This window comes from Azospirillum sp. BE72 (genome assembly GCF_031455875.1).
Lineage (GTDB): Bacteria > Pseudomonadota > Alphaproteobacteria > Azospirillales > Azospirillaceae > Azospirillum.
Window position 1 is genome coordinate 162,531 of the sequence record NZ_JAVDTO010000010.1, and the last position, 15,735, is coordinate 178,265.

The following is a 15,735-nucleotide window of genomic DNA, read 5'->3' on the forward strand; positions in this document are numbered from 1 at the left end:
ATCAATTTCTATCAATAACCAACCTCTCATTGCGCCTTTAATGGTAACCTTTGGTTGACTTTTCCGTAAAAATAGAAATAATCTCCCCTAATCAGACTGCATCGATCGATCTTGGACGATCCCACGCCGTGGGCGCAAACGCAGGGGCATGACCGTGTCCGATCCCTCCTTAGGGCTTGTCGCCGAAGGCCAAATCTACCGGGAAGGGATAAAGGCTCTTCTGAGAGAGCATTTCCCTCTGATCCTGGAAGCCGAACACGCCGACGACGTGGCGCGATGGAGCGTTGAACCGGACCTCATCGTCATCGACGCCGCGGATGGCGGGGATGATTGCGTCCACACTGCGCTGACCAACCGGTTCCGCAACGTCCGCATCGTCTACATGTTGCGGCACGCGTCGCATGACCACGCGGTCGCCCTCATTCGGCACGGTGCGCACGGCGTCCTTGGACCCGACCTGACGCCCGAGGTCCTGGTCCTTTACCTGCGCCTCGTCCTGGCCGGCCAGACCGCCATTCCGGAATTTGCCCTCTCGTTCAACCCGGCAGAGCACCAGCTCCCCAGGATCCTGGGGGATGACGTCGAGATTCCGATCACGGTGCGTGAACGGCAAATTCTGGAAGAGCTCGCCAATGGCCGCGGGAACAAGTCGATCGCCCGCATGCTCGGCATCAGCGAGCAGACCGTGAAGTTCTACGTGAAAAGCGTCATGCGCAAGCTGAAGGTCACCAACCGGACGCAAGCCGCCATTTGGGCCCTGAGCCACGTCGCCCACGCGGCTTCGCACGACTTGGCCGCCGGCATGGCGCCGCAAGACGACGAGCATGACAGCGCCCACGCGCTTGAACCGGTGCCAAATCCTGTGACGCACTGAGACGGGCCGCTTCCGCCGCAATTCCTTGCGCCATCAGGACCGGCGCCTCGATGTCCGGCCTTGATGTCGGCCATCACCATATCGGCAAACAGACCAGTGGCGCCACAGTCGGCACTTGAAGCAATCGAGTCTCTTCAGAGTCATATTCCCTGATAAGAAGAAGGAGCACTTCCGTGTTTCCCTTATCAAAGGACGTATGCGGCGCGGCAAGGTCTCTCGTTTCGTTCGAAAATACTCGTCCACTGAAGCAGGGTTTCTGCTTTCCTCTTGATTTTTGGTCGGTTTTCCCGCAATTTTTATGTGTGAACGGCAAGCTCCAGGCGGTTGCCTCGCCTTGAAGCGCCCGGTTGCGTCTGCTGTCGCGATTTCCCTCCGTCTCGCCCTGGCCGTTGCAATCAGAGCATGCCGCGTTTCTGGCGCTTCTTCGCCAGAGTCTTGTCCGTTTCTTGCGATCGTTCATCACTGCGCAGGTGTTGCCATGGCTGACGTGATCACTGGCCTTCTTGCGGAGAGCCAGTTGTATCGGAGGGGTGTCAAAGCCCTCCTGGCAGATCGGTTCACCATCGATTTCGAGGCGGCCAGGATTTCCGATGCGGCCCTGTGGCCCGAAAAGCCCCACCTGATCCTCGTGGACGATGCCGACGGCCAGGAACAGCCGATCTGCACGGCGCTTCTCCGCCGCTTCCCGGCCGCCAAACTTGTGTTCCTGCTGCGGCGGAACGCCCCAGAGCAGGCAATCGACATCATACGGCATGGCGCGCACGGCGTTCTCGGCCCGCAACTCTCCGCCGAGGCGCTGGTGCTGTCCCTTCGGCTGGTGCTGTTGGGGCAGGTGCTGGTTCCGAGCTTCGTCATGGACCTCGTGCACGACACGCATGTGATCGCGCCGCCGTCCCCGGACGAGCTTGAGGCCACGATCACCCCGCGGGAGGCGCAAATCCTGGATATGATCGTCCGCGGCCACAGCAACAAGCGGATCGGCCTCGATCTGCGGCTGAAGGAAACCACCGTGAAGTTCTACGTCAAGAACGTCATGCGCAAGCTGAAGGTCACCAACCGGACGCAGGTCGCGGTCTGGGCGATGACGCATGGCTGCCCGCCGGATCTTGCGGCGTCGGCCGCCCCCACCCTCACCGCAGCCAACGTCCGGCATCTGGAAGCGGTCCACTGAGCGCCCCGCAACGCCCAAATCCACGCGGCGATGCCCTCCGCGCGGAGGATGACCAGCAGGCGGCGGATGGACCTGTCGCCGGTCTTGGTGATCTTGCCGAGCCGCTGCTTGCCGCCGCTGGAATTCTGCCGGGGCACCAACCCTAGCCATGCCGCCAGATGCCGGCCACTCTTGAAGACCGACGGGTCCGTGACGGTGGCCGAGAGAACCGATGCCATGATCGGTCCGATGCCGGGGATCGTGGCCAGCCGCCGGCTTGCCTCGTTGTTCTGATGCCATCGAACGATCCGCTGCTCGATCACGGCGATCCGCTGGTCACATGTCTCGATTTGCCCGGCCAATTCCTGCAAGGCGGCACGCGCCGGTTCCGGGATATCCTGGTCATCCAGTCCGGCGATCAGCGCTGAAGCCTTTCGCCGTCCCTGGGCGGCAACGATGCCGAACTCAGCCAGATGTCCGCGAAGGCCGTTAATCAACATGGTCCGCTGACGCACAAGCAGATCGCGTGTCCGGTGCAGCATCAAGACCGCCTGCTGCTCCTCACCCTTGACCGGAACGAAGGCCATGTGCGGCCGTGTCACCGCTTCGGCGATGGCGGCAGCATCGGTCGCGTCGTTCTTCTTGCCGTGCGCCACATAGGCCTTGACCCGAGCCGGCGAGATCAGGCGGACACGATGGCCGAACGCCAGGATCCTCCGTGCCCAATGATGCGCCGTGCCGCACGCCTCCATGCCGATCTGCCAGGCAGAGTCCGGAAAAAGCTCTCAACGGCATCGCGCCGGAGCTGACGGCGAACACCCACTCGGCCGGTTTCGTCGACCCCATGGACCTGAAAGACCTGTTTTGCAAGATCCAGACCGACAGTGACAATGCTCATGTGGACGGCCCTCCCTGACGTGGCATTCGACACCGACCACTTTATGGCCAGTTCAGGCCGGTGGGCAGCGGTCGTCCACACCATCAACCAAATGGCCTCCGGAAAACCCAACGCGGTTCAAACGAACCTGTCCCGGCAACCCTCCAGCCCCACCATGACGCGCCGTTGGCGCCACCCATCAACGCGCCTTCGAGCAGCTGTTCCAAAACACTGATGAATGATCCGGGCTAGCAGACGAAAGGCTTTCCTCCGCCCCCAATGCGGCCGAGGGCCAAAAAAACACTGGCCCGCCGTCGCGGATGATGATCAGGCACAGCAGAGCCATCATCGGGAGAAATACCATTACGCGAATGATGGATATTGCAACGTCCGCCGTGCGTTTCGACATTATTGTACTGATGTCCTTGGCCAGACCAGTTTGTTTGACTGTCCGCCGCACTCCGCCTTCCGCCAAGCACGGCCCTCCGCGGGAAGAAAATCTCCCATTTTGTCTCTCCTTTTGCGGCGAGCAGTGGCAGTGAGGTCTCTCATCGCTTATTTCTTGAAAGCGCGGCGTTGTCTTGGGCTGTAGACATATCATGCCAGCATGATGCACTGGCAGTCCGCAACGCTGAAGCAAATAAACCAATTTTTTAAATGAAGCATACCATCCAGTAGGATATCTCAAACCAGTAGGATATATCAAAATTTCCTTCGCCCCTTTGCGAGTTGGAATTATCTTTAATGTGCCGGTGGGTTGCCTTTTTGCGGGAACAGGTTTTATGTTGTTGCTACGCACTAATCGGAAAAGGGTTATGCAATACATATATTGCTTCCGGTAGCATACTAATTTGGCATTGCAGGGCGCTGGCTTTCAGGACAGCATAACGAACTTCGTGCATACCACAATTTATCTTGCGCCTTGTGGGTAGTGGACCCGGCGGCAGGGTCCGCCTGCGCTTGCCAAGTCAGGTTTGATGCTGACGCTACAGCGCGTCTCACAGTTTGTGCAGTTGCTTTCGAGCCTATTTGGGGAAGACTGATAAAGTGCATTCAGATTGTTTCGACTGCGATCATAGCGCTGTTTTATTCAAAGTATTGCGATCGTGCCGGCAAAACTCTCCCCGAAACACTTCCAGTCGGATTTAGGGCGCCGGATCGCGGGCTGAGCCAGAGTGAAGTGTTGCGCTAGCCCTATTGCTAGGACGGCATCGCTACGAGGTACTCAACCGTCTCCCGAGATCATGGCACGGCACCTGCTAAACTATCCACGGCGAAAGCGCACCCGCGCTCAAAGGAGTGACGCGGTCCGCCTTTCTGGAGGAAGGACACTATGGACCACACCTTCCTAAAACGCGTCGTCGTTTACTCCTTGGCCAAGGCTGGGCCAGGAGCGATGGTGCTGTTCACCACTCTATACTACATAAACACAGTCGGACCGGAAATATATGGCGAGTACGCGCTAGCAGTCAGCATGGTCGGCGTAGCAGAGGCAGCGCTTGTTTATTGGATTCTTGTGAGCTTTGGCCGATACTTCTACGATAGCAGCTTCTCGAATAGCGAGTGCTTTCGAACGGTGTTCCAGCTGATGGCCGCCATTTCGATTGCGGCTTTCGCCGGCGGGCTCGCCGCCTTCTTCCTGCTCGAAGACCGCCATCTCGGCGCGCTTCTGCTTCTTGGCACCGCGCTTTTTGTTGCGCAGTCCTGGTATGATCTTGAGCTTCAGATCGCCGCCACGCAGATGCTGCAATCGCGCTACGGCGTGCTGGCGCTGGTGCGGGCGACGCTGATGCTGTGTGCCGGCGTGACCGGCGTTTATCTATCCCTCGGCTCATACGGCCTCATAGCGGCGGCCATTCTCGGCTGCAGCGTCCCTGCGCTCTCTCGTACAGCACTTCGCCGCTGGGCGGACTTGCGGTGGCTCCACATCGAAGTCGGCTTGATTCGCAAGTTGTTCCGCTTCGGAGTACCGCTCGCGGGTTCCTTTCTGTGCATGATGCTGATGCTGGCCACCGACCGGCTGCTGCTCGGCTGGTTCAACGGCCCGGTAGAGGTAGGGCTGTACGCCGCCAGCAGCGATCTGACCAACCTCAGTGTGGCCTTCACGCTCAACGTGGTGAACCTCGCTGGTTACCCGGCCATCGTCAAGGCGTTCGAGAATGGTGGGCTTGCCGCTGCCAAGCCGGCGATGGAGGTGCAGGCGGCCGTGCTCTTGCTGGTGATTGGCCCCTTTATCCTGGTGTTTGTGTCGTTCGCCCCCGAGGTGGCGCGCGTGGCGCTTGGCCACGAGTATGCCACGGTGGCGCCGAGCGTGATCCCATGGATTGCAGTGAGCACGGCCGTGGCCGGGTTCCGCGCCTTCTACGCGGACCTTGCCTTCCAGTTGGGGCAGCAGACGCAAGGGCAATTGCTCATCAGCGTCGGTGCGGTGGTGTTGAACCTGCTGCTTGGCCTGTTGCTGGTGCCGAGGTTCGGGGTCTGGGGCGCGGCTGTCGCGACCGCCGTCACGCAGTTCATGGCGCTCTGCGCCAGCATCGGGCTCGGCCGCGCCTGGGCGCTGAAACTGCCGTTTCCTCCACGCCCGCTGCTGACCATCGCCGTGGCCTTCGCGTTGGCGCAGGCCACGGCGCTCTTCATGCCGCAGCCCACGGGCATGAGTGCCTTTGCCATAGCGACGACCGCCGTTCTCTCAGTCTATGCGGCGACGCTCATCATCGCCGATTTCGCTGGGTTACGGAGCATGTTGGTCAAAATGCTGCTGCGGACGGCAAATGTCGGTTCTTCCTGATGCCGAAAAGGAATGTGCGGAGCGGAGCGTCAGAGCAATGGAAGCAGACAATAATTTTTGTTGATAAACAACGCTGCATTCAATTTCATACAAACTAGAGATGATTCTTTATTCCATTTCGCAATCGTGAGCTGGTGCACGATGAAAATCCTTCACATAATCACCAATCTCGGCATGGGCGGTGCGGAGATGATGCTGTACAAGCTCCTTCGCCAGATCGGCGCCACGCCGCTGGATGCGGCGGTCGTTTCACTGCGCGACAACGGTTCGGTGGGAAGGCTAATCGAGGGCCTCGGCGTTCCGGTGCGGACGCTGGGAGTATCGTCGCCGATCCGGGCGCCGCAAGCTCTGGCTGAGTTGCGAAGCATCGCTCGGCGCTTCCAGCCGGATGTTATCCAAGGCTGGATGTATCACAGCAATCTGGCGGCCACGATGGTGCGCAATGTGCTTGGCAGCGACGTTCGGGCGCTGTGGAACGTCCGGCAATCCCTTGAATCGCTCAGCACCGAACATGTGACCAGCCGAGGCGTCATCCTGGCCAACGCCGCGCTGTCACGCGGTCCAGCCTGCGTCATCTACAATTCCGAAACGGCGGCCCGGCAGCACCAGCGCTACGGCTTCAAGCCGCATCGGGAGGAAGTGATCCCCAACGGCTTCGACTGCAACGAGTTCACGCCATCAGTTGACGCCCGTGCCACGACGCGGGCGCGCCTCGGCATTCCCGACGGCGTGCCTCTGATCGGACTCGTCGGCCGGAACAATCCGCAAAAGGACCCTCACAACTTCATCCGTGCCGTTTGCCGCGTCGCGGCGCAACGGAGCGACGCGCGCTTCGTGATCGCCGGTCGCGGGATGGACAGCGATCCGGACCTGATCCGCGCCATCGCCGAGGCGGGCCTTGCGGAGCGGTTCACGATGCTTGGCGAATGGCGAGAAATGCCGGGGCTGTACAATTCCCTGGACGTTTTCGTGCTGTCGTCGTCCCACCGCGAAGCCTTCCCCAACGTCGTGGGCGAAGCAATGGCGTGCGGCCTGCCTTGCGTGGTCACCGACGTCGGGGATTCACGGATCGTTGTCGGCGATGCCGGTCGTGTCGTGCCCCGGCAGAACGACGCCCTGCTGGCCGATGCGATCACCGGGATACTGGCGCTCGCCCCCGACGAACGCGCCGCCATCGCCCGGCTCGCGCGCAAGCGCGTCGTCGATCATTACTCGCTGGGCGCCATCACCCGTCGGTACGTGAGCCTCTACGAGGAAGTCTTGGGCCTTCCCTGCGAGCAGGAGGTGGCTTGAGACCGCGTCAACCCTACGCAGCCACAGGGGAATTTCATGTGCGGTCTTGTGGGATTCATCGACAGCAGCATCCAGGGCACTTCAGCCATCGAAGCCGAGCACGCGTTGCGCCGCATGAACGGCCGCCTCCGGCATCGCGGCCCGGATGACGAAGGCTTCTGGATCGACCGGCAGGCCGGCGTCTTCCTGGGCCACCGCCGCCTGGCGATTGTCGATCTTTCGCCGCACGGTCGCCAGCCCATGGTGTCCTCGTGTGGCCGCTGGGTGATAGCGTTCAATGGCGAAATCTACAATCACCGGACTTTAAGAGCCGATTTGCGGGAGCCGGCGCACGGACCGTGGCGCGGACATTCCGACACCGAGACCCTCGTGGAGGCGATCAGCCGCTGGGGTATCGGCAAGGCCCTCGAGCGCTGCAACGGCATGTTCGCCATCGCCGCCTGGGACCGCTCCAAGCGCCAGCTTCACCTTGCGCGCGATCCCATCGGCGAGAAGCCCTTGTATTTCGGGGCCATTGATGGCCGCTTCGTTTTCGCCTCTGAGCTGAAGGCAATCATGTCGGTTGCTTCGACGCTGCCCGATGTTGATCCCGAGGCGGTGAGCCAATTTGTCAGCCACGGCTTCATTTCCGCCCCGGCCACGATCTTTCGCGGCATCTCCAAACTCTCCCCCGGGATGCGCCTGACGATCGGTCTGGGTCCGCGGGGGGTGGAAATCGAGGAATCCGTCCTGTGGTCGGCACGGTCCATGGTCGAAGGGGCATTGGCCTCTCCCTTCACGGGCTCTCCCCAGGACGCGGTTTCCGAACTCGAGCGCCTGCTACAGCAAGCCGTGGCCTTGCGCATGGAAGCGGATGTTCCGGTCGGCGCCCTGCTCTCCGGCGGCATCGACTCGAGCCTGGTGGTCGCGCTCATGCAGGCGCAATCGGTCCGCACCGTGCAGACCTTCTCAATCGGCTTCTCCGAAGCGGCTTACAACGAGGCGCCGCACGCGCGCGCGGTGGCCCAGCATCTGGGCACGGAGCATCACGAGCTGTATCTGTCGCCGCAGGAGGCGATGGCCGTCGTGCCGGACCTGCCCAGAGTTTACGACGAACCTTTTGCCGATCCGTCCCAGATTCCGACACTGCTGGTATCACGTTTTGCGCGCCAGTCCGTAACCGTGGTGCTGTCCGGCGACGGTGGGGACGAGCTGTTCCTCGGCTATGACAATTACCGCTGGGGGGCTCGGATCTGGTCACAATTCGGCACGCTGCCGGCACCGGCCCGTCGCGCGGCGTCGGTGCTAATCCGGACTTTGCCGCCATCCGCCTGGGACCGGGTGCTATCCCTGCTCCCATCGAAAACGCGTCGGGAGCTGTCAGGGCATCGGCTGCATCGGGTAGCTGACCTGTTGAAGCATAGAACGCTCGACGACATCACCGCCGCCCTGGCGTCGCATTGCCCTGAACCGTGGCGTTTCCTTAAAGAGCCTACCGGAGCAGGCATTGCCGAGCGCTCGCAACGCCCGCCTGGACTCGACCCTTACCACCACATGGCGTTTGCCGATCTCACCAATTATCTGCCCGAAGACATTCTGGTCAAAGTCGACCGGGCGAGCATGTCCGTTGGTCTGGAAGGGCGCATTCCTCTGCTCGATCCCGCGGTGGTGGCGTTCGCTTGGCGCTTGCCGTTGTCGCTCAAAATCCACGCCGGACGCGAGAAGTGGATCATGAGGGAGCTGTTAAGCCGCTTCGTCCCAACCTCCTTGATCGATCGGCCCAAGCAGGGCTTTGCGGTCCCGGTCGGGCAATGGCTGCGCGGGCCTCTGCGCGATTGGGCGGAGGCAATGCTGGCCCCCGACAGGCTTGACCAAGATGGGATTTTCCAGGCATCGGCGATCCGTCGGCTGTGGAATGAGCACAGCTCCGGTCAGCGCAACTGGCAGCATCTGTTGTGGCATGTGCTCATGCTGCAGGTATGGCTAGACGAGGCGCGCAGAAGCCAAATAGCCCATGAGGAGCTCGTGGGTTGACATTCCCCCGGCTTCCGACCGCCTGGAGCGGCGCCTTCTTGGCTCGCTCCTGACGGCGCGGCTCACCCCTGGCCGCGCATTCACTTTTGTCCACCGGGCATTCCTGGTCACACCGTGCCCGCCACCATCACCAGCGCCGACAAATGACGGTGCCATTCCGCCGCGTGCCGGCCGACTTTGGAACAAAGCCGAATGGTTTCGTAGCTGACCTCGACACCGCGCGCGGGCAGGATCAACTCGACCTCGCGCAGGCTCAAGCTGAAGCAATGGTACAGCCACATCGCTTCCTTGATGATCGCGGCCGGAAAACGAAAGCCGCGGTACGGATCGGGCGTCGTGCTCATGCCCGGCACCTTGCCATGCCAATGCGGCGGTCGGCAACCTGACAGCACCGATGCCACCAACGCTCACCTGCTTTATGCACCAACGTCCTCTCACTGGAGCGATGCCCTTCCGGCAACATCTCCGAACCGAAAGCTTCACCGCCATTTATTTGGGGTTGCCTGTTGGTCCATTGGTATGGTCTCACATGGAATTGATCCAGATCAGATCGCCTTCCACTATGATTGGGGCAAATCTTGGTGCTGAACGAGCAGCCCGACATCGCCATTAAGTTTACCTCAGCTCCGTGGAGATGACCATGCCGTCATCGCATGGCTTTTCAAAAAGCGAAGCGCTGTACGCAGAACTCTTCAATTCTGCTATTGCCGCACTCGCCACTGGGACGCACAGTGACCATGCTCTGCTGCTGCTGCACGAACGCTATCGGGAAGCAGAAGGCGGCGAAGCGGTTCAAAGGAAATGGTTGCTGCGGTCGCTCATCAGCACTCCTGCACGAACCCCTCTCGGTGTCGCTGTAAAGCTCTCGGTCGCCTGTCGTCTCGACGGATATCTTGATGCAGCCCAGGAGGCGTCTGACGGACCGGTCGGCAGCCACATCATCGTTTCAGCCCTGATCGACTCCCTCGCGCAGGCCCAACTGCTCCCCACGAATCGGAATGATCCAAGGCATTGAGATTTGTGAGAAAGGCTTCCCATGCGGCCAGAATGCCAGTCCTGCCCGGTTCGACGCGACGGATTGTGCGCCAGCGCTTCCGATGCGCAACTCATTGCGCTGGGCAACATCAAACACCCGCTTTGGCATGTGCAGGCGGGAGGCTGCGTCTTCGCCGAAGGGGATGCGAGCGACATGGTGTTCATCATCCGCCGCGGTTGGGCGGTCGCTTCCGCCTTTCATGAGAATGGGCGTCGCCAAGTGCTCCGCTTTGCCATGCCGGGGAGCATGGTCGGTTTCGAGACGACCGCCGATGGCTGCATGCCCTGCACGATGGAAGCGGTGACGGACCTCACGGTTTGTCCGATCCCGCGCCCGTCGCTGATGCGCTTCTGCCAGTCCGCGCCGGAATTGGCTTTGCGGATGGCGTCGCTGCTTGCGGCAGAAACGATCGCGGACTGGCGCCTGTTGGGGGGGCTCGGCACCTGCAACGCAACCGAGCGGATCGCCCGACTTCTCCTTGCCCTGTGCCAGCGCCAGAGTCATGCCTTCGACACCTGTGAGGAAGAATTCGCACTTCCCATCACCCAGACATTGATCGCCGATGCCACCGGCCTTACACCGGTGCATGTGTGCCGGACCTTGAAGGAGATGCGCGCGGCCGGGTTGCTGAGTTTCCTAAAGGGGCGCCTGCGCGTTATGGATTGGTCGCGGTTGGCAAAACTCGCGGAGTTGACCGAAACTTGGGCTCCCGATCCCCCTTTTCTGATTCCGCGCCCTCCACCGGCACATGAGGCATGGAGCGAAGGGAGTTGGCGCAAAATGGCCGACTGGGGCGCAAGGTCGGCCCACAACAGGTCGACGTGACCCTGTCGGACGGCCACCAGCCCGGCCTTTTCTCCGTTCATCGCCGACGGATCCGGCCACCCATCGTCGCCATGCCGACGACACGATTCAGCCCTTCGTCGCGCAGTCGAACCGATACACGGATCTGCTGCGACGACCGGCGTTTGCAGCGCCCGCTCAGGACGTTCAGTCGGCCTGCCAATTCGCCCTCAAAAAGCACTCGCCCTCATCGTAATGCCATGTGACCACGCCCTGGTGATGACTCCGAAGGGCTTCGGCGATGCGCCGCGGCAAATGCAGATCGGTGGTGGTTACCGTCATCCCATCAGCGGTGTTTCTGATGTCCATGATCCTGTTCAGCGGATGCTCGGCCTTCTCAAGCGTCTCCTGATGACGGACCTGCGCCAGGATTTCCGCCCGATGAGCCTGCACGAAATCGCCGCTCATCGTCAGGATGCCGGCCGGGATGCCATCGTGAATGCGCTGACAGGCCTGGCAAACCATTTCGGACGCCTCGGCCGGCCTTGCGCCCCACCGCCAGCGCCCATCCTGGTAGATCGCGTGGCAACGCGGACAGACGCTCGGATCGGCGGGCTTGAGAGCCGACTTGTAGGGATCGTGTTCATGCTCCTGGATCAGCCGGTCGCGGCGTTCAGGTTGCGGGCGATGATCGCGGACGGGACCATTGTCCCGATGCCGTTGTGTCATGGCAGGTTTCTCCCCGATGGGCGAATAGCCGGTATGCTCACCCTCTATGCTCGCATGTCGATCGCCCGCCGCCTTAACCTGGATAAACCCGGCTGCGATCGGCCGAGTAGCGCTGACGATCAGCCGCTTGAGTCAGCGAGGTTAATCTGGATCAAGGTCGGGCACCGCCCTTCGCGCAAATGTCATGGAACCTCCCCTCCGCACCAGGAGACGGTTCATGATCAAGCATATTCTGGTCCCGCTCGATGGCGCCGCTGCGGATGAGCGGGCGCTGAACGCCGCCTTTGCCATCGCCAAGCTGTTCAACGGGCATGTGGATGCGGTGCATATCCGGCCCGACCCGCGGATCGCGATTCCGCTGGTTGCCGAAGGCTTCTCGTCCGACATGCTGGAGCGCCTGATCCGGGAGGCAGAGCAGGCCGATCAGGAGCGGGCGTCGCAAGCCCGGCGCAGCTTCAACTCGGCCATCGCCGCCGCCGGCGTTCACAGCGTCGGTTATCCGGATCCGGATATCGCCGTTACGTCCGGTTCGATCACCGCGACATGGCGGGAGGTGATGGGGCTGTCCGAGGATATTCTCCTCCAGCGGGGACGATGTGCCGACCTGATCCTGTTCGCTCAGCCCGTCGACGCTCCCCCCAACGTCATGCGGCTGGAGACGGCTTTGTTCGAAACCGGTCAGCCGATCCTGCTGGCGGCACCGGGCATCGACGCCGAAGCGCTGTCGTCGGTTGCGATCGCCTGGAACGGCAGCCGGCAGGCGGCCAGGGCGATTGCCGCGGCCATGCCGCTCCTGTGGCGTGCGCGAACCGCCACAGTGCTGACGATCGCGGGCAGCAATGACGTCACCGGCCCCACGGCGCCGATGATCACGCGTCTTTCCGACCACCTCGCATGGCATGGCATCTCGGCCGCGGTCGACGTGCTTCACGAGGATGGCCGCCCGACCGGGGAATTGCTGGCGGACCGGGCGAAGGAAATCGGTGCAGGCCTGCTGGTCATGGGTGGGTATGGACACAGCCGCTTCCGGGAAATGGTTCTCGGCGGCGCAACCCGCTACGTACTGGAAACCGCACTCGGCTGTTCGGTCCTGATGGCGCACTGATGCCGCCATCCCTGGTCGTCCGGCATGGGAGGTATCGATGCCGCAAAAAGAACTGATGCTGTTCGATCTGGATCCGAATTGGCGGCATGGCCACCGGATCGCGGCACATCTGGAAATTCCCGTCTCTCCTCATGAAGAGAGGCGTTTCGAGGATGGCGAAATGAAGGTCCGGCCACTGGTCGGCGTCAGGGACCGGGACGTGTTCGTGGTGCAATCGCTGCTGGGCGACGCCCATGACAGCGTGCATGACAAGCTATGGCGACTGCTGCTCTTCATCGGGGCGTTGCGGGACTCGTCCGCTCGGCGGATCACGGTCGTGGCCCCGTACCTCGCTTACGGCCGCAAGGACCGCCGCACCAAGCCGCGCGATCCGGTCGCGACGCGCCAACTGGCGACCCTGTTCGAGGCGGCTGGAACCGACCGCGTGGTCACGATCGACGTTCACAATCTGGCTGCCTTCGAGAATGCTTTCCGATGCCGGACCGAGAATCTCCTGGCACGGCCGCTCTTCGCCGAACATGTCAGGTCGACAGTGGAGGGTGGCGCCATTGTCGTGGTATCGCCTGACGTCGGCGGCATGAAACGGGTCGAGCAACTCTACGAAACACTGGCGTGCAGCCTTCCTCACCCGATCGGTCTGGCGTTCATGGAAAAGACCCGCAGCGCCGGCATCGTTGGCGGTGGCCAGCTGGTCGGCGATGTCGACGGTTGCAGGGTTCTGATCCTGGATGATCTCATTGCCACCGGAACGACGATGCTGCGGGCCGCCGAAGCGTGCCGGAAAGCCGGTGCGATCTCCGTGACGGCGCTCGCGACCCACGGAGTGTTCGCGCCGGGTGCCGTCGAAATGCTGCAGTCGCCGGCCTTCGACAGCGTGGTTGTAACCGATACGGTGCCGCCCTGGCGATTGGAGGATGGCCAATCGATCCGAAAGCTCACGATTTTGGACACCTCCCCATTGTTCGCCGAAGCCATTGCCCGCCTGCATGCCGGCGGTTCTCTCAGTGACCTACTCTAGCAGAGGAGACGGATCAGCCGTTGCACAACCCGAGCCGGACTGCCCGCTCGAAGCGAAGATAAGCTATTTGCGGCATCCGGATGCCTATCGGTTCTACCATGCCCGCCATGTTGAGGCGATCGAGACACGCCTCTCCTGGGTATTCCTGACGGAGCGTCATGCTTTCAAACTGAAGAAGCCCCGGAAGTTGCCGGAACTCGACCTCTCGACGGTGGCTTTACGCCGCGCGAATTGCCTGACCGAAATACGGCTCAACCGCCGCCTTGCCCCCACCGTCTATCACGACGCCCTCAGCCTCGCCCTACAAGCGGATGGGACCCTCCGCTTGTGCGCGCGGCCCCAGCCTACAGACAGGATTGTCGACTGGGTGGTGTGGATGCGGCGGCTTCCGACAGAGCGGCGGATGGACGAACTGATCCGCTCCAAAGCCATGCTTCCAAGCGACGTCCGCAGGCTTTCGGTCATATTCTGGCAATTTTACCGCTTCAGCCTGCCCGTTCCGATGTCGACGGACCGGTATCTCGGCCACTTCAGGAAGAACGTCGAGGAAAATCAGGAGGCGGTCAGAACCAGACTGCCCAAGGGCATGCTGGACCGAGCAAGCCAAGCTGCACTTTGGCAGCGGACCTTCTTGAAGACACAGCGCACCCTGTTGCGGAGGAGGGTCGTGGAAGGGCGGATCATTGAAGGGCATGGCGACCTTCGCCCCGAACATGTATTTCTGGAAAGCCCTCCCAAAATCATAGACTGTCTTGAATTCGATCGGACTCTCCGGCTGCTCGACCCGGTCGATGAACTCTCATATCTTGCTCTTGAATGCGATCGTCTGGGGGCGGGCTGGATCGGCGACCGCATCCTGGAAAGCTATATGCTGCGCAGCGGCGACCGTCCCGATCTCCGCCTGATCGCATTCTACCGGACGTTCCGCGCCTGCATCCGCATCCGTCTTGCCGCATGCCGACTGGATGATGCAACCGCCGGCCAACGCGAACATTGGCTCAAGAGAATCGATGGCTATCTCGAATGCATCGAAAAACGCTGACCATGCCCGACAAGGCGGTCGCGCCGCCTTGAGGTCAGTGCACCAGGAACACCGGGATGGTGGCAAGCTCCACCACGTGGGATGTCGTGCTTCCCAGCGTCCATTCCCGCAAGCGGTTACGGCCATGCCCGCCGATGACGAGGAGGTCGGCTTCGAACTGCGACGCCATGCCAAGCAGAACGCTTCCAGTTTCACGCAAACTTTTCGGCAGATGCTCCACCTGGGCATCCACCTCGTGTACCAGAAGGTATTCCTTCAAGCCTTCGGCATCTCTTTGCAGATCTTCATCCAGTCCGGCTGTCCCGATGAAAACACTTTGTGCTCGACGCAGCAGGGGAAGTGCCGCGGCAACCGCTCTGGTTGCTTGTGGGGTTCCGTTCCAGGCGATCATGATTCTGGAAGCTGAGAGCGGCACAGGGAGCGATGGCATCAAGATCACCGGACGTGCGGATGCGAACAATGCCGCATCGAACATCGATCTCCAGACGCTGTCCGTCACATCGCCGGTTTCGGGTTTGGCGAACATGATAAGGTCGGCAAAGCGCGCGGCAATACCGGTCATTCTGTCGGCCGGTCCCTCCACTTCCCGCCACACAACCTGCGGGCATGGTCGGGATACTGCATCATCATCAGCGGAACTGCCGGCTTGGCCGCAAATCCGTTGCATCCGCTCGTGCGCTGCTTCGCAGTCCTTTCCAATCTTCGCCTGCACCTCGCGGAGGGCGCTTTCCAACATTGTTCCGGCAAAGCCCTTGCCAAGCACCAGGATCAGTGCCTCCGGAGCGGGGCGCGCATAGAGCACCTCGACCTCAGAGCCGAAGATGCGCCCGACGTGAATGGCGGCGTCGAGGGCCGCCGCCATGCCGAAAGCCGCATTGGACAGAGGAACAAGGATCTTGCGGTACATGGTCCATCCCTCCGAGGGTCGGGAGCCGTGCGTTCCCGAACGCAAGATCCGATGTCGCGGACGGCCCGGCATTAATCCCGGTTAAGGCCCGCGGGGCGCATTCCCGCCATCTTGGGAGCC

Annotated in this window: 13 protein-coding genes and 1 pseudogene; 10 read left to right on the forward strand and 4 right to left on the reverse strand. The window is 61.6% G+C overall.

All coding sequences use genetic code 11. From position 1 onward, the window contains the following. Positions 1–148: 148 nt before the first annotated feature. Together J2Y49_RS21960 and J2Y49_RS21965 are read left to right on the forward strand one after the other, a co-directional pair. On the forward strand, positions 149–874 hold the full coding sequence (locus J2Y49_RS21960; RefSeq protein ID WP_310117082.1) for a response regulator transcription factor: 726 nt from the start codon (positions 149–151) through the stop codon (positions 872–874). Positions 875–1,352: 478 nt separating this feature from the next. Next, a complete protein-coding gene (locus J2Y49_RS21965; protein ID WP_310117083.1) occupies positions 1,353–2,045 on the forward strand; it encodes a response regulator transcription factor in 693 nt (230 codons plus the stop codon). Positions 2,046–2,092: 47 nt separating this feature from the next. Here the strand turns inward: J2Y49_RS21965 and J2Y49_RS21970 are convergent. Continuing rightward, positions 2,093–2,922 (reverse strand): annotated as a pseudogene (locus tag J2Y49_RS21970) (IS110 family transposase); the annotation flags it as partial. 1,312 nt (positions 2,923–4,234) lie between these two features. Between J2Y49_RS21970 and J2Y49_RS21975 the strand changes: the two are divergent. From J2Y49_RS21975 to asnB, 3 genes are all read left to right on the forward strand, one after another. Then, positions 4,235–5,689 (forward strand): oligosaccharide flippase family protein, encoded by a 1,455-nt coding sequence (locus J2Y49_RS21975; protein WP_310117084.1) that lies wholly within the window; start codon positions 4,235–4,237, stop codon positions 5,687–5,689. A gap of 141 nt (positions 5,690–5,830) precedes the next feature. Next, positions 5,831–6,982, forward strand: coding sequence for a glycosyltransferase (locus J2Y49_RS21980; protein WP_310117085.1), 1,152 nt, complete (start codon positions 5,831–5,833; stop codon positions 6,980–6,982). 36 nt (positions 6,983–7,018) lie between these two features. Next, the gene (asnB, locus tag J2Y49_RS21985) at positions 7,019–8,995 is read left to right on the forward strand and encodes an asparagine synthase (glutamine-hydrolyzing) (RefSeq protein WP_310117086.1); all 1,977 of its coding nucleotides are present in this window, start codon (positions 7,019–7,021) and stop codon (positions 8,993–8,995) included. A 107-nt stretch (positions 8,996–9,102) separates the two neighbouring features. On the opposite strand, the gene J2Y49_RS32450 is transcribed toward asnB, so the two are convergent. Continuing rightward, positions 9,103–9,339 (reverse strand): hypothetical protein, encoded by a 237-nt coding sequence (locus tag J2Y49_RS32450; RefSeq protein ID WP_409017883.1) that lies wholly within the window; start codon positions 9,337–9,339, stop codon positions 9,103–9,105. 296 nt (positions 9,340–9,635) lie between these two features. Between J2Y49_RS32450 and J2Y49_RS21995 the strand changes: the two genes are divergently transcribed. Both J2Y49_RS21995 and J2Y49_RS22000 read left to right on the forward strand, forming a co-directional pair. Further along, a complete protein-coding gene (locus tag J2Y49_RS21995) occupies positions 9,636–10,010 on the forward strand; it encodes a hypothetical protein (RefSeq protein ID WP_310117087.1) in 375 nt (124 codons plus the stop codon). 21 nt (positions 10,011–10,031) lie between these two features. Continuing rightward, on the forward strand, positions 10,032–10,856 hold the full coding sequence (locus tag J2Y49_RS22000) for a Crp/Fnr family transcriptional regulator (protein WP_310117088.1): 825 nt from the start codon (positions 10,032–10,034) through the stop codon (positions 10,854–10,856). A gap of 165 nt (positions 10,857–11,021) precedes the next feature. Here J2Y49_RS22000 and J2Y49_RS22005 read toward each other — a convergent pair whose 3' ends face one another. Further along, complete coding sequence (locus J2Y49_RS22005; protein WP_310117089.1) at positions 11,022–11,543, reverse strand: BCAM0308 family protein; 522 nt, start codon at positions 11,541–11,543, stop codon at positions 11,022–11,024. 217 nt (positions 11,544–11,760) lie between these two features. On the opposite strand from J2Y49_RS22005, the gene J2Y49_RS22010 reads away from it, so the two are divergent. From J2Y49_RS22010 to J2Y49_RS22020, 3 genes are read left to right on the forward strand one after another with little or no spacing between them, the layout of a single operon-like run. Continuing rightward, complete coding sequence (locus J2Y49_RS22010; protein ID WP_310117090.1) at positions 11,761–12,648, forward strand: universal stress protein; 888 nt, start codon at positions 11,761–11,763, stop codon at positions 12,646–12,648. Between the two features lie 37 nt (positions 12,649–12,685). Then, the gene (locus J2Y49_RS22015) at positions 12,686–13,666 is read left to right on the forward strand and encodes a ribose-phosphate pyrophosphokinase (RefSeq protein WP_310117091.1); all 981 of its coding nucleotides are present in this window, start codon (positions 12,686–12,688) and stop codon (positions 13,664–13,666) included. Next, complete coding sequence (locus J2Y49_RS22020) at positions 13,653–14,708, forward strand: hypothetical protein (protein ID WP_310117092.1); 1,056 nt, start codon at positions 13,653–13,655, stop codon at positions 14,706–14,708. Before J2Y49_RS22015 ends, J2Y49_RS22020 begins: the two co-directional genes overlap by 14 nt. A 34-nt stretch (positions 14,709–14,742) precedes the next feature. Here the strand turns inward: J2Y49_RS22020 and J2Y49_RS22025 are convergent, their stop codons facing one another. Beyond that, positions 14,743–15,615 carry a universal stress protein gene (locus J2Y49_RS22025; protein WP_310117093.1) on the reverse strand — a complete coding sequence of 291 codons (873 nt, stop codon included), beginning with the start codon at positions 15,613–15,615 and terminating at the stop codon, positions 14,743–14,745. Between the last annotated feature and the right edge of the window lie 120 nt (positions 15,616–15,735).

Bases quoted from the DNA above. Each gene is read 5' to 3' on its own strand.
- J2Y49_RS22005 (WP_310117089.1), bottom strand. From the start codon at position 11,543: ATGACACAACGGCATCGGGACAATGGTCCCGTCCGCGATCATCGCCCG.
- J2Y49_RS22025 (WP_310117093.1), bottom strand. From the start codon at position 15,615: ATGTACCGCAAGATCCTTGTTCCTCTGTCCAATGCGGCTTTCGGCATG.
- J2Y49_RS22010 (WP_310117090.1), top strand. From the start codon at position 11,761: ATGATCAAGCATATTCTGGTCCCGCTCGATGGCGCCGCTGCGGATGAG.
- J2Y49_RS22015 (WP_310117091.1), top strand. From the start codon at position 12,686: ATGCCGCAAAAAGAACTGATGCTGTTCGATCTGGATCCGAATTGGCGG.
- J2Y49_RS21975 (WP_310117084.1), top strand. From the start codon at position 4,235: ATGGACCACACCTTCCTAAAACGCGTCGTCGTTTACTCCTTGGCCAAG.
- J2Y49_RS32450 (WP_409017883.1), bottom strand. From the start codon at position 9,339: ATGAGCACGACGCCCGATCCGTACCGCGGCTTTCGTTTTCCGGCCGCG.
- J2Y49_RS21965 (WP_310117083.1), top strand. From the start codon at position 1,353: ATGGCTGACGTGATCACTGGCCTTCTTGCGGAGAGCCAGTTGTATCGG.
- J2Y49_RS22000 (WP_310117088.1), top strand. From the start codon at position 10,032: ATGCGGCCAGAATGCCAGTCCTGCCCGGTTCGACGCGACGGATTGTGC.
- J2Y49_RS21960 (WP_310117082.1), top strand. From the start codon at position 149: ATGACCGTGTCCGATCCCTCCTTAGGGCTTGTCGCCGAAGGCCAAATC.
- asnB (WP_310117086.1), top strand. From the start codon at position 7,019: ATGTGCGGTCTTGTGGGATTCATCGACAGCAGCATCCAGGGCACTTCA.
- J2Y49_RS21995 (WP_310117087.1), top strand. From the start codon at position 9,636: ATGCCGTCATCGCATGGCTTTTCAAAAAGCGAAGCGCTGTACGCAGAA.
- J2Y49_RS21980 (WP_310117085.1), top strand. From the start codon at position 5,831: ATGAAAATCCTTCACATAATCACCAATCTCGGCATGGGCGGTGCGGAG.